Source organism: Secundilactobacillus angelensis, assembly GCF_012641075.1.
Taxonomy (GTDB): domain Bacteria; phylum Bacillota; class Bacilli; order Lactobacillales; family Lactobacillaceae; genus Secundilactobacillus; species Secundilactobacillus angelensis.
Genome location: NZ_JAAXLJ010000011.1, coordinates 19,847 through 33,439 on the forward strand (window position 1 = coordinate 19,847; position 13,593 = coordinate 33,439).

The following is a 13,593-nucleotide window of genomic DNA, read 5'->3' on the forward strand; positions in this document are numbered from 1 at the left end:
CGTGAAATAAATTTAAAATCAACAGGTTATCCACAGCCCTAAATCATGAAACAAATTTTGTTCGCGATAAAAAAAGCAGTCTTTTTCAAATTTGCTCTTTGATGTTGGCGCTAGATATGCTATTATATTTTAGAAATGCATTTAGAGATGTAAATAATGGCTTCATGCCTGAAGATCAGGAGGTGTAAGTTTTATGAAGCGCACATACCAACCTAAGAAGCGTCACCGTTCACGCGTGCACGGTTTCCGTAAGCGGATGAGCACGAGCAATGGCCGTAAGGTTTTAGCACGTCGTCGTCAACGAGGTAGAAAAGTTCTGTCTGCATAGACCACTGACCAATCAGTGGTCTTTTATTTTTATATTGTAAAAATAAAGTTGAGTGGACGTTTTGGAGATGCAATATGCGAAAATCTTACCGCGTCAAAAAAGAGGCTGAATTTCAAGAAGTCTTTGAAGCACGGCAATCGGTAGCGAATCGTCAATTTGTCATTTACCGAATGGATCGAAAAAACCAACCTCATTTTCGGGTTGGCATTTCAGTAGGTAAAAAAATTGGCAACGCTGTTCATCGAAACTGGGTCAAACGCCGTATCCGGCAGTCGCTGACGGAGTTAAAACCCTATCTCAAACAAGACGTTGATTTTTTGGTGATTGCCAGACCATCAACGTCAGAAATGCCAATGCCGGAAATTAAAGCCCACTTGGTTCATGTTTTGAAACTTGCAAAATTGCTTGATAACGATTATAGCGAGGAAGACCAGTGAAAAAATTAAAGCGATTAATAACGATGTTTGGCATCGTTGGTCTGTCAGTTCTTCTGACAGCGTGTGGTACTCAGCCAATTACTGAACATAGCACAGGGTTTTGGGATGGCGTTGTCTTATTAAACTTCTCCCGAGCCATTATTTGGTTAGCCCATGTGTTTGGCGGGTACGGTATGGGGATCATCGTCTTTACCATTATTGTGCGGATCATTATCTTACCTTTGATGGTTTTCCAGACACGCAGTATGCGAAAGACCCAAGAGATCCAACCACAGTTAAAGGCATTGCAAAAAAAGTATTCATCTCGTGATCAGGAAACGATGGCTAAGTTACGCGAGGAGCAACAAAAGCTCTATAGCGAAGCAGGTGTCAATCCAGTTGCTGGATGTTTACCAATGGTTGTGCAATTGCCAATTATCTGGGCATTGTACCAAGCTATTTTTCGGACTGACGTTTTGCGGTCCGGTCATTTCTTATGGTTGCAGTTGGGTGCAAGAGATCCTTATTTGATCTTACCTATCTTAGCTGCCATCTTTACCTTTTTAAGTTCATGGCTCATGATGAAGGGTCAACCAGAGTCTAATACCATGACAACTATGATGACGGTAACCACACCAGTGATTATCTTCATCACCGCGTTAAGCTTACCAAGTGCACTTTCGCTTTACTGGGTAATTACCAACGCGTTCCAAGTAGGCCAAACCTTGGTTATTCAAAATCCTTGGAAGATCCGTCGGGAACGTGAGCAAAAGAACCGGGAACAGCGAGAACGTGAACGGCAAGTTAGAAAGGCTGTTCGGCGTGCTAAGCAGTCTCGTCGTAAGAAGTAGACAGTCAAACCTTTAAAAGACGAATAACGAATCTCAGAGTGGTATTGCTGCTCTGAGATTTTTTTGTGGGTTTTTATTCTTTAAAAGCCGATTTTGTTAAATTGTAATATTACCATTTACAAAACCAGTCAAATCCTTGCCTTGTGCATGCTATACTAATAACAAGTAGTTTTATTGAAGGGAGAAACAGTCATGACTTTATACACCAGCGAGACCGTTGAAGATGCGATTCAACAAGCACTCCAACAACTTCAGCTCGATAGATCTCAAGTGGAGGTGACCGTACTTACTAAGCCGCGTAAGGGTTTTTTAGGTATTGGTGCTCGAAAAGCCAGCGTTGAGGTTAAGCCAGCTGTTATGAATAATCAGGAAGCAGTCGCGCGAACAGATGAGGCTGGAGATTCATCTGTTGCACAAACGGCGACAACTGATTCGGTGTCTAATGAACAGACACAATTAGTGGGAGAAACAACGGAGGGGCCAACGGTTGATCGGCAGGCTGAATATCAGCAAGTTGCAGTTGAGCTCAATCAGTATTTAGGTGAGATTATCAAGCAGCTAGGCATTGACGCTACTAGTCAAGTTGACATGAAACACCGGCATGTCACCATTAACTTTGAAACGGAACAAGAGGGTCTGCTAATTGGTAAGCATGGTCGAACAATCAATGCTTTACAGAGTCTGGCTCAGGTTTATTTGAATCACAAACGCTTTTCAAAGCTAGAAGTCACACTGGACGTTGCCAGTTATCGCGAACGCCGGGAAGAGACCCTGACTCGGTTGGCTGAAAATATGGCTCGCGAGGTGGTGGCGACTGGAAAACCTGTGTATCTAGATCCGATGCCTTCTTTTGAACGGAAGCAAATCCACAGCGTATTAGCGGAAAACGAACACGTGATGACTTATTCGGCGGGAACGGAGCCGAAGCGAGCGGTAGTGATTACGTTAAAATAGGTGCGTAAAAAGCGTTCAGGGAGTGAAGCGTAAGGGGACTAGTAGTGTAAGCCATGGGCTTGGGCTTAGACTACTAGTCCCCTTACGTGCAACTCCCTGCTTTTTGAAGCCAGTTTAGGCTAGGTGAAAGGGAAGCAGGATGTCGGAGAAATTGGCAAGTTAGGTGCTTTCATTTTCTCTAGACTAATTGGGCTCCAACGAGCAGACAGCTGCATGTAAGGTACTGTCCGGCACAGGCACGCCACAGTACGGCGCACCAATGCCGACAGTACCTTACACTCCGCTATCTTACCGCTCGTTTCCGCACCTTTTTTCCTTGACACTCCCCCCATTCCAGTCTATTATGATACTTAATCATTCTTATCTTAAATAGATAAAGTAGTCAAAGTGCTTTATCCATGCTGTTAGGGGCATGGAGTCGGCACTTTTTTTGTGCGTGAAAATATGAACAACTAATTAATGGAGGGATAAATATGACGACGACAAGTGAATTTGACACAATTGCGGCCGTTGCAACGCCGCCTGGTGAGGGTGGTATCTCAATTATTCGGGTCAGCGGTGATCATGCCTTTGACGCGGTGATGCCTTTATTTAAAGGTAAAGCGTTGGACAAGGTGAAAAGTCACACAATCAATTATGGTCATATTATTGATCCTGAGACGCAGTCGGAAGTGGATGAGGTCATGGTTTCCGTGATGCGGGCGCCAAAGACTTACACACGTGAAGATGTGCTTGAGATCAACTGTCATGGCGGTTTGGTTGCGACTAACGAAATTCTGCAGCTTGTTATTAGTCAGGGGGCGCGGTTAGCCGAACCTGGTGAATTTACCAAGCGCGCCTTCCTTAATGGCCGAATCGATTTAAGCCAAGCTGAAGCCGTTATGGATTTAATTCGTGCTAAGACGGACCGTTCCATGAAAGTGGCCTTAAACCAGCTTGATGGTAATTTATCACGGTTAATTAAGAATCTGCGGCAAGATATTTTGGAAGTTTTGGCACAAGTTGAGGTCAATATTGATTATCCTGAATACGATGATGTGGAAACCATGACCACTAAATTACTGCTAGAGAAAGCGCAGGAAGTTAAGGCTTCAATTCAGCAATTGTTGAAAACCGCAAAGCAAGGGAAGGTACTCCGTGATGGGCTGGCAACGGCAATCGTCGGACGACCTAACGTCGGGAAATCCAGTTTGCTAAACGAACTGCTTCATGAAGATAAAGCCATTGTGACCGATGTTGCGGGGACCACTCGTGACGTGATCGAGGAATACGTAAACGTTGGTGGCGTGCCATTAAAGCTGGTTGATACAGCTGGTATTCATCATACGGAAGATAAAGTTGAAAAAATTGGTGTGGAGCGCTCAAAGAAGGCCATCGCTGCTGCTGATCTCGTCGTGCTGGTTTTGAACGCCAGTGAACCACTAACGGATGAAGATCGCCAGTTGCTGGCTGACACTGCGGATGAAAAGCGAATTATCATTTTAAATAAAACTGATCTGCCGTTGAAACTTGAGATGACAGAGCTTGGCCAGTTAGCTGGTGAGACCAAGATCATCAAAGCTTCCATGACTCAAAATCAAGGGGTCGATCAGCTAGAAGGTGAGATTAGCCATCTGTTCTTCGACGAAGGCATCGAAACGGGTCGCGGTAACGTCATGGTGACTAACGCTCGTCACATTGGGCTGTTAAATCAAGCTAGTTCTGCATTGGATGATGTTATGACTGGAATTGCGGCTGGCATGCCGGTTGATCTGGTTCAAATCGATATGACACGATGCTGGAATAAACTGGGTGAAATCACCGGGGACAGTTATCAAGATGAACTGTTGGATCAGCTCTTTAGTCAATTTTGTGTTGGTAAGTAAACGAGAGAAATTTTATAGGAGGAAACAACATGCCTGAGATTCAAGCCTATCAAGGCAGTGACTACGATGTCATCGTCGTTGGTGCCGGCCATGCTGGAGTAGAAGCAGCGCTAGCAGCAGCTCGAATGGGCAACCAAACGTTATTAATGACCATCAATTTAGATATGGTGGCGTTTATGCCATGTAATCCATCAGTGGGTGGTCCAGCTAAGGGAATCGTCGTGCGAGAAATTGACGCACTTGGCGGTGAAATGGCTAAGAATATTGATAAAACCTACGTGCAGATGCGGATGCTCAATACCGGTAAGGGTCCAGCTGTCCGGGCCTTACGGGCGCAAGCGGATAAGCATGCATATCATGCTGAGATGAAACATACTCTGGAAAGGGAACCTAATTTAACGCTTCGTCAGGGAATCGTCGACGACTTAATTGTTGAAGATGGGGTCTGCAAGGGTGTCATTACCAACACGGGAGCACACTACAGCTCTAAAACGGTGGTAATTGCTGCCGGAACGGCCGCACGAGGAAAAATTATTATCGGAGAGCTGATGTATTCATCAGGTCCTAACAATTCCCAGCCAGCGATGAAACTCACTAAGAACCTCGAAAAATACGGATTAGAGCTTAAACGGTTTAAAACCGGAACACCGCCACGAGTTGACGGTCATACCATTAACTATGGTGAAACACAAGAGCAGCCAGGGGACAAAGAACCTAATCATTTCAGTTACGAAACGCCAGATGAAAATTATTTGGCACTCAAAAATCAGCTATCATGCTGGTTAACGTATACCAATGAAACGACCCATAAAATTATTCGCGCTAACCTCGATCGGGCACCAATGTTTACCGGCGTCATCGAAGGAGTCGGTCCGCGTTACTGTCCTTCAATTGAAGATAAGATCGTTCGTTTTGCGGACAAGAGTCGTCATCAATTGTTCTTGGAACCAGAGGGTCGAAATACGGATGAGTGGTATGTTCAAGGCTTATCCACTTCAATGCCGGAAGAAGTGCAGCAAAAGATTCTCCATTCCATCAAGGGATTGGAAAGCGCTGAACTCATGCGCCCAGGATATGCCATTGAATACGATGTGGTTTCGCCATATCAATTACGGCCAACACTGGAAACTAAAATTGTCAAAAACTTGTATACTGCTGGTCAAACTAACGGGACTTCAGGCTATGAAGAAGCTGCTGGCCAAGGAATTATGGCTGGTATTAATGCCGGGCTACGTGCTTTGGGTAAAGAACCTTACGTCATGAAACGGTCAGAAGGCTATATTGGTGTCATGATCGATGATTTGGTCACTAAGGGTACCAATGAACCATACCGTTTACTGACGAGCCGGGCTGAATACCGTTTGATTTTGCGCCACGATAACGCTGACTTACGGTTAACACCTAAAGGCCACGAACTGGGATTGATTTCTGACGAACGGTACGACGCTTTTTTAGAGAAGCGAAAAACCATTGAAGATGAGATTGAACGTTTGAATAGTGTTCGGGTCAAGCCTTCTCCAGAAGTGAACGCCTACGTTGAATCACACAACGAAAAACCGTTGAAAGACGGTGTTTTAGCTGCAGAATTTCTCCGTCGGCCACAAGTCACTTATAAGGATCTATTGAAATTTATTCCAGCGCCCGAGAAGCCATTGGATCGGCGCGTGATTGAGGAAATCGAAATTCGAATTAAGTACGCTGGTTACATTAAGAAAGCTGAAGAGAATGTGGCTAAGATGAAGAAGATGGAGTCCAAGAAGATTCCTGAAAATATCGACTTCGATGCCATTGATGGCTTAGCCACAGAGGCTCACCAAAAATTAGATAAGATTCGACCTGAAACAATTGCGCAGGCAACGCGGATCAGTGGGGTTAATCCAGCTGATATTGCCATCTTGAGCGTGTATATTGAACAGGGAAAAATTGCTAAGATTCACTAATTTATGAGAGTGTGGCACACCTCGGTAGATTCCAGAGTTTAAGACAAATAACCCCATTCCGATGTTTTTATCGGGGTGGGGTTATTTGTCTTAAATGGCCGGAATCTGAGTTGTATAACAGGTTTGGGCTAGATCACATTGTTGGACACAAGAGACTATATTTCATGTTCCAGTTAAGAACCTGGAAAAAATCTTTATCAATATCATCTTGTATCACAATTCCTGGTTACTCTAAATTAAGATGTTTAAACAAGTTCTTTTGGTATTCACGGTCACTTTTGCGTTCTACTAGACGATCCTCATATCCATTGCAAATGAACTTTTCTTCTTCGGTTTCGGGAATGATTTCGGGCAGTGGTGGATCAGCGGGATTAGCCACTGTGACGAAGGTGACAAAACAAGTGAAACCGACAAAGCGCTCACCGGTTAGCAGGTGTTCTCCAAGCCCCTTAACAAAGACTTCTAGTGAGCGGTGGCTGGTACCGGTGACATAGGACTCAATCAGTATTGCATCTTGCATGACAAATGGCGCGATAAAATTCATGTGATCCATTGTTGCGGTGACCTGCACCTGACGGATGGCCTGGGAGGCTGCAATTGAGCTGGTATCATCAACTAAGGACAGAATCCGACCGCCGAACACGGTGTTGTGTTCGTTCAAATCGGAACTAAACACACGGTGACTTGAAGTGGCTAGCGTTTGGTGACAGGTTAACTGGTTTGTGCTCATAGTGGTGACCTCCAGTGGTTGGTGAATTAAGACCATTCTACCATAAATTCACAAGTGATAATAAAACGGTTACATTCACAAAACAATCAATCAGGAACAGAATAATTGTATTTTGCGTTAACAACTTTCATAATGAAGCCAAAAATATCGGAAAGAAGCGATGAATATGACACGCCAGTTAACCTTATCACCAGAAGCGATTGCGAAAATTAAACCGCATTTGAAAGATGACACCCGAATTTTACTAAGCTATGATGACGGTGTTGGTCCTTATTCTCACCATGGTTTGGTAGCTCTGCAAGTTTCATTTCAGTTAGTACTGATTAATGATAGTCAACCATTCAAGGACTATGATGAAGAAATCGACACGAATCTGCAACCGATGTACGTCAAAAGTTATTCCGATCGGTTTTTAAGCGAGCAGATGACTTTAAAGCTGCAGCCGAAGTATCAGACGCTGATCTTGGCGGATGACAGCGAAGTCATTGATCAAAACGTTGAAATTGTGGATGAAAGACAATAGAATTTACAGGCGGTGACTAAGATGGTTGCCGTTTTTTTGTTATTCTAAGGGAGAAAAATGGTTGTGAAGAAAATAACTTACAAAAAGTAAGCAAACTACGTGACTTTTAAAAAATGTCGCCCTATACTTTTACGTGTTGAACAATTTAGGAATGAATAGTTCTAAATAGAAACTGATGGAGGAGTGCGATTCAGATGACAAAAATGATGGCAGGACAAGCATTAGTTAAGGTATTGGAAGATTGGGACGTTGACCATATTTATGGGATTCCAGGCGGTTCCATTAACCATACCGTTGAAGGTCTATACCTAGAACAAGATAAAATTAAATACATCCAGGTTCGTCATGAAGAAGTGGGTGCAATTGCCGCTTCAGCAGACGCTAAATTTACCGGTAAAATTGGGGTAGCTTTTGGTTCTGCTGGTCCTGGTGCCACTCACCTATTTAATGGCTTGTACGATGCCAAAATGGACCACGTACCAGTGCTGGCCATTGTGGGTCAAGTGCCACAGCCAACGATGAACACCAATTTCTTCCAGGAAATGGATGAGACGCCAATGTTTGAGGACGTTTCGGTTTACAACCGGACAGTGACAACGGCGGAACAGGTGCCATACGTCATCAATGAAGCGATTCGCGAAGCCTACCGTCAAAGTGGGGTTGCTGTAGTGATCTTGCCGGAAGACTTAACCACCAAAGAAATCGATTACGAACCAGCTAAGACACCAAAAGTTGTAGCTAATAACTACAGTCAAACCGTTGATCCAAAGGCGATCCAAGACAGCATTAAGATGATCAAAGAAGCTAAGCACCCATTAATTTATGCTGGCCGCGGCTTATTAGGTGCCCGTGACGAATTAACGAAGTTCTCAGAACAGTTCAACATTCCAGTGATGAACACCGTACCAGCTACCGGAGTCATTTCCACTGATCACCCGAACTTTATTGGGACGTTTGGTCGTTTAGGCGCTAAATCAGGGTTTGAAGCCTTGCAGCATACTGACTTGATCCTGTTCTTGGCTTCCGAATTCCCATTTGCACAGTTCTGGCCAAAGGACGTTAAAATTATCCAAGTGAACACCAATGCTTTTGATATTGGTAAGACAGTTGATGTCGATTACGCCATCATTGCGGATGCTAAGGCTTACTTGAACGATATGATTGCTACTGGTGAAACCCGTCCAGCTGATACTTGGCTAAAAGCTAACCAAGAAAACAAGGCTAACTGGGATAAGTGGCTGGATGAACAGGCCGAAGACGACAGCCGGGGCTTGAACCCAGAAGCCGTCACCAAGAAGATCGCCGAATTAGCAGGTTCTAATGATACTTACGCTGTTGATACCGGGAATGTTTCTGAATGGGGCGTTCGTGGCTTACCAATGAATAAGAATCAGCGGTTTGCTATTTCCGGTTTATTTGCCACCATGGGCTTTGGTTTACCAGGTGGTATGGCCGGAGCTCTCAGTGTTCCTGATGCTCAGGCTTGGTCATTATCAGGTGATGGTGGTTTTGCCATGGTCGCACCCGATATTATCACTGAAGCCCGCTACGAATTACCAGTCATCAACGTCGTCTTCTCCAACAGCCGATTTGGCTTTATCTATTATGAACAGGCTGAATCCAAGCAGCATTTCTATGGTGTTGATTTAACCGATGCTGATTGGGCAAAGGTTGCTGAAGGACTTGGCGGAATCGGCTTCACCGTTAAGAACAAAGCTGATCTGGACGAAGTCTTCGCTAAGGTCAAGGATCTGCAAGCCAAGGGTAACAAGAAGCCAATCGTTATCAATGCTTACATCAATCCTGATGACCCAATCGCCACGGCCTTTATGCCATTAGACGAAAAACTCTACGGCGCGGATACTGTTAAGGCATACTCAGAGAAGTACCACATTGATCCAAAGACGCAGCCATCATTGGGCGAATTGCTTCGTGCTCAGGGTGACGAAAAATAGTTTTTAAAGCATCAAAAATGGCGGATTACACTGAAATAAGTGTAATCCGCTATTTTTGTATCATCTTGCTGGAGAAAATAATTTTCAAGTTCCGTTGTTACAAATTTGCCGTAATACCCGCAAGATTGATGAAATCTGGTATTATACGGGTATAGTGATCTTGGAGGAGGGAAATGCAATGGCGAAATGGTTCGAAAGAAAACAATCTAACCGGTATGCACTTGGGGGCACCAATAGTGATCATGAACTTGACTATGGTGAGTTTTTCACGGCATATATCAGGAGTAAACAAAACGACATGTCTCGGCAACGGCATCAGGCCCAAAAGGTGTCGAATCAACTTAAGAAAGAACGACAACGAAATTCATAGCGCGATGCAGCTTGGTAGTTTCTACACTGTTACGCAAAGGCAGGATATGTGACATAAGTCTGTATCGACAAGGATTTAATTCAATTTTTTGATACACACACATCCTAAAATTTGTTTTAATTCTTCATTACTTGAATATAGCCTTTAACCTGTTCCACAATTTAGATTCCGGCCATATAACGCCATCCCGATAATAAAGCCATCGGAATGACGTCATTTTGGCGTTATATTCTGGAATCTACTGAGTTGTGGAACAGCCTTTTCTTTTGACTATTCATAGCCCAGACTGTTGACATTTGCTCGCTGGGTCTTCGTTCCCGCCCAGATTGGTACTTTAACGACGCCAGCAATCTTACTTTTTTTGACGAAGCCCCAGTATCTACTGTCATTTGAAACGCTACGGTGGTCACCCAAGACGAAGTATTCACCCTTAGGAACAACTGTCACACGCTTACTACCCCAGCCAGAAAGTTTGTGCTGTTTTGCAAGGGTTTGTAGCGTCCAGTTATGGCTGCCAGTACCAGTAGTGGCTTCACTATTGCTAATGAAGCTTTGATTAACAACTTTATCATTCACATAAAGTTTGTCATTAACGAATGAGACGGTGTCACCGGGTAGACCAATGACCCGCTTAACATAGTCAGTGCCGGCAGTGGCTTCTGGATCAGCCCCATGTGCATCGAACACAATGACACTCAAGTGCTTAATTTTAGCCTGTTTGAACATCCAGACCCGTTCATTGTTGGTTAGATTGGGCTCCATGGATGGACCATCAACGCGAACAGGTGATAATACGAACATTTTTAAGCCGACTGCCAAGAGGATACCTATAACGACTGGAATAATGATTTCTCTAATAAATTTCATTAACTAATAATCCCTTCCAGAGCCTGCTGTGCAAGTTCTGCTGAGTTGTAAACACACTTTATATTACTCTTTTTCTTTCAAAAGTCATCATAGTTAGATTGAGTGACTGTAATGTTAACCAGCTTATTGCTGGTTTCACTAGTATATTCTGGCATAATTCCGTATCATTGTAGGTATGATGATACATAGAAGGGATGAACTGATAACATGTCTGAAAACCGTCACCGACTCCGATTCGTTTTAATACTTGGCACATTAAGTGCAACGGGGCCGTTGTCCATTGATTTATATTTACCTGCATTACCGCAAATGATGCGGCAATTTCATACCCCCACCTCGTTGATTCAGCTTAGCTTGACCGCCTGTTTATTAGGATTGGCGTTCGGTCAGCTGATTGCGGGACCCTTAAGCGATCATTACGGCCGAAAGAAACCACTATTAGCTGGTTTTCTGGTGTTCTCTCTGGCTTCCTTTTTAATTGCGATGACTCATTCAATCACCATGCTGATCATCATGCGGTTTATTCAAGGGTTAGCTGGTGCCAGCGGGCAGGTGCTTTCCCGAGCAGTGGCCCGGGATTTATTTAGTGGCCATCCTTTAACTAACTTTTATGCCATCTTAAATGCGGTCAACGGTGTGTTCCCAATCATTGCGCCGATTATCGGTGGATTTATGATTCAGTTTGTACCCTGGCAAGCGATTTTTATTCTCCTAGGTGCAATTGGACTAGTACTTTCTGGCCTCATCGTGGTCGGCATTCCTGAAACCTTAGCACAAAAAAATCGTTTAACCGGGCCACTCTTTGCCACATTTAAATCCTTTGGTCACTTAGTTAAAATGCCAGGTTTTATGCGCAATGTTGTGATTACCGGATTAGTTTACGGCTGTTTATTCAGTTACATTTCAGCTTCGACTTTCATTTACCAGCAGCTATTTCATCTTTCCGCCCAAACTTTCAGTCTGATTTATGCCATGAACGGACTGGGAATCGTTATTGGGAGTGGGTTACCAAGTCGAGTCAATCACCTTTCCGAAGTTCGGCAAATGAAGATTGGTATGATGATCGTCCTATTAGATAGTCTGATCTTGCTGGCGGGCTCGTGGTTACATTTCCCATTGATTTTAGTGGCAGTCTTATTGTGGTTCTTAGTGTTATTTATTGGAATGCTATTGACGCTAACCACTTCCATTATTATGAATCAGACACCGCAAAATGCAGGGAGTGCCTCTGCCTTGGTGGGGTTGTCGCAAAACGCATTTGGCGGGATTTCTTCACCATTAGTCGGTCTATTTGGTACTGCCAGTTATGCGCCAATGGCTGGGCTGATACTCATTTATATTTTAGGAGCGTTAGGGCTTTCTTATAAGGAACGAATGCTCGTTAAGCAATAAGCATTACAATAAAACCATTTAGAGTAACCAGGTTTAATTAGGAGGAACGAATTTATGATTAAATCAAATCCATCACAGCTGACCACAGCTGATTTTAAACACTATCATGAAGAATTAATTCAGCGTCCAGACGCGGCAGTCATTAGTCGTGCCGTGATGACTAACGGAATCGACGCTGCGGCAACTGATCCGCAAGCAAAGGTGCGGCTTCACCGGGAGTTCTCAGTCGAATTAGAAACGGGCACTGTCACCAATCAGAAACAAAGTGGCCGCTGTTGGGAATTTTCACTATTGAATACCCTTCGGCACAAGTTCGAACAAACCCATCATGTTAAGAACTTTGAACTGTCGCAAAATTATTTGTTTTTGGGACAGAGTTGAGCGGGCGAATATGTTTTACCAGCAGATTTTAGCAACTGCTGATAAAGATCCCAATGACCGTGAAGTCGCATTTTATCTGAAGATGGCGGGCGGGGATGGCGGCCATTGGCCTATGGCTGCGGCGTTAGTCGAAAAATACGGCGTGATGCCGGCTTATGCTATGCCAGAAACTTATAATACCGACCATACTAATGCCTTTGCGTCGACTTTGGCGCTTAAAATGAAACGGGATGCCATGATTTTACGTAACCTGGTTCATGGCGGTGCCAGCACAGATCAGTTAGACGAAAAGCGGCGACAAATGGTGGGTGAAGTATATCGCATGGCCGCCTATTCCTTTGGCGAACCACCCGCAACCTTCGATTTAGAGTACCGTGATAGTGACAAGAAGTTGCATCGACAAGCCAAATTGACGCCAATCGCCTTTTTCAAGCAGGATTTTGACGTTGATTTGGAGGATTATGTGGTCGTCACCAATTCGCCAGATAAGCCGTTAAATGAACTTTATCGCTTAGCTAGTCAGGAAAACATCGCAGGTGGTAAGCAGATCCAGTTCTTAAATATGGACATGTCAGTTTTAAAGCAGGCGGCAATCGCTCAGCTACAGGATGGCGAAACGGTCTGGTTCGGTAACGATGTTCTGCAACAAATGAGTCGGGAACAAGGCTTCTTGGATGCAAAATTATATCGGCGGGCAGAACTCTTTGGCATTGATTTGTCTATGAGCAAAGCACAGCGGTTTGCCTATCACGAAGCTGAAGTGACCCACGCCATGACCTTGACCGGGGTTAACCTCGTTGATGGCCAGCCTAACCGCTGGAAGGTCGAGAATTCCTGGGGTGAGAAAAATGGCGAAAAAGGTTATTTCGTGATGACGGATGACTGGATGGATCAGTTTGTCTATCAAGTCGTGGTGCACAAAAAGTACTTAACGGATGAGCAGCAATCGATTTTGACTCATCAACCAGTAGAATTGGCACCATGGGATCCACTGATGTAACACAAAAAGGAGTTCTCGAGG

Annotated in this window: 12 protein-coding genes and 1 pseudogene; 11 read left to right on the forward strand and 2 right to left on the reverse strand. The window is 44.2% G+C overall.

The window, feature by feature from the left end; translation table 11 throughout:
* Positions 1-193 precede the first annotated feature (193 nt).
* The 6 genes from rpmH (at position 194) to mnmG (ending at position 6,354) form a co-directional block, all read left to right on the forward strand.
* The gene (gene rpmH / locus HC026_RS07295) at positions 194-328 is read left to right on the forward strand and encodes a 50S ribosomal protein L34 (RefSeq protein WP_098823527.1); all 135 of its coding nucleotides are present in this window, start codon (positions 194-196) and stop codon (positions 326-328) included.
* Positions 329-402: 74 nt separating this feature from the next.
* Complete coding sequence (gene rnpA / locus HC026_RS07300) at positions 403-765, forward strand: ribonuclease P protein component (RefSeq protein ID WP_168925339.1); 363 nt, start codon at positions 403-405, stop codon at positions 763-765.
* 23 nt (positions 766-788) lie between these two features.
* Positions 789-1,595 (forward strand): membrane protein insertase YidC, encoded by an 807-nt coding sequence (gene yidC, locus HC026_RS07305; protein ID WP_168925383.1) that lies wholly within the window; start codon positions 789-791, stop codon positions 1,593-1,595.
* A gap of 192 nt (positions 1,596-1,787) precedes the next feature.
* Positions 1,788-2,549 carry an RNA-binding cell elongation regulator Jag/EloR gene (gene jag, locus HC026_RS07310; protein WP_168925340.1) on the forward strand — a complete coding sequence of 254 codons (762 nt, stop codon included), beginning with the start codon at positions 1,788-1,790 and terminating at the stop codon, positions 2,547-2,549.
* A gap of 473 nt (positions 2,550-3,022) precedes the next feature.
* Positions 3,023-4,414 carry a tRNA uridine-5-carboxymethylaminomethyl(34) synthesis GTPase MnmE gene (gene mnmE / locus HC026_RS07315; protein ID WP_168925341.1) on the forward strand — a complete coding sequence of 464 codons (1,392 nt, stop codon included), beginning with the start codon at positions 3,023-3,025 and terminating at the stop codon, positions 4,412-4,414.
* A gap of 29 nt (positions 4,415-4,443) precedes the next feature.
* Entirely contained in the window at positions 4,444-6,354 is a 1,911-nt protein-coding gene (mnmG, locus tag HC026_RS07320) for a tRNA uridine-5-carboxymethylaminomethyl(34) synthesis enzyme MnmG (protein ID WP_168925342.1), read from the forward strand.
* A gap of 226 nt (positions 6,355-6,580) precedes the next feature.
* On the opposite strand, the gene HC026_RS07325 is transcribed toward mnmG, so the two are convergent.
* On the reverse strand, positions 6,581-7,084 hold the full coding sequence (locus tag HC026_RS07325; RefSeq protein WP_168925343.1) for an acyl-CoA thioesterase: 504 nt from the start codon (positions 7,082-7,084) through the stop codon (positions 6,581-6,583).
* A gap of 166 nt (positions 7,085-7,250) precedes the next feature.
* On the opposite strand from HC026_RS07325, the gene HC026_RS07330 reads away from it, so the two are divergent.
* From HC026_RS07330 to HC026_RS07340, 3 genes are all read left to right on the forward strand, one after another.
* Positions 7,251-7,607 carry an iron-sulfur cluster biosynthesis family protein gene (locus HC026_RS07330; RefSeq protein ID WP_168925344.1) on the forward strand — a complete coding sequence of 119 codons (357 nt, stop codon included), beginning with the start codon at positions 7,251-7,253 and terminating at the stop codon, positions 7,605-7,607.
* Positions 7,608-7,801: 194 nt separating this feature from the next.
* Positions 7,802-9,562 carry a pyruvate oxidase gene (gene spxB / locus HC026_RS07335; protein ID WP_168925345.1) on the forward strand — a complete coding sequence of 587 codons (1,761 nt, stop codon included), beginning with the start codon at positions 7,802-7,804 and terminating at the stop codon, positions 9,560-9,562.
* Between the two features lie 178 nt (positions 9,563-9,740).
* Positions 9,741-9,932 carry a hypothetical protein gene (locus HC026_RS07340; protein ID WP_168925346.1) on the forward strand — a complete coding sequence of 64 codons (192 nt, stop codon included), beginning with the start codon at positions 9,741-9,743 and terminating at the stop codon, positions 9,930-9,932.
* 270 nt (positions 9,933-10,202) lie between these two features.
* Here the strand turns inward: HC026_RS07340 and lepB are convergent, their stop codons facing one another.
* Positions 10,203-10,799 (reverse strand): signal peptidase I, encoded by a 597-nt coding sequence (gene lepB / locus HC026_RS07345; RefSeq protein WP_168925347.1) that lies wholly within the window; start codon positions 10,797-10,799, stop codon positions 10,203-10,205.
* A 207-nt stretch (positions 10,800-11,006) separates the two neighbouring features.
* Here lepB and HC026_RS07350 point away from each other — a divergent pair, with 207 nt between their 5' ends.
* Positions 11,007-12,191, forward strand: coding sequence for a multidrug effflux MFS transporter (locus HC026_RS07350; protein ID WP_168925348.1), 1,185 nt, complete (start codon positions 11,007-11,009; stop codon positions 12,189-12,191).
* 54 nt (positions 12,192-12,245) lie between these two features.
* Positions 12,246-13,572 (forward strand): annotated as a pseudogene (locus HC026_RS07355) (C1 family peptidase).
* Positions 13,573-13,593 lie beyond the last annotated feature (21 nt).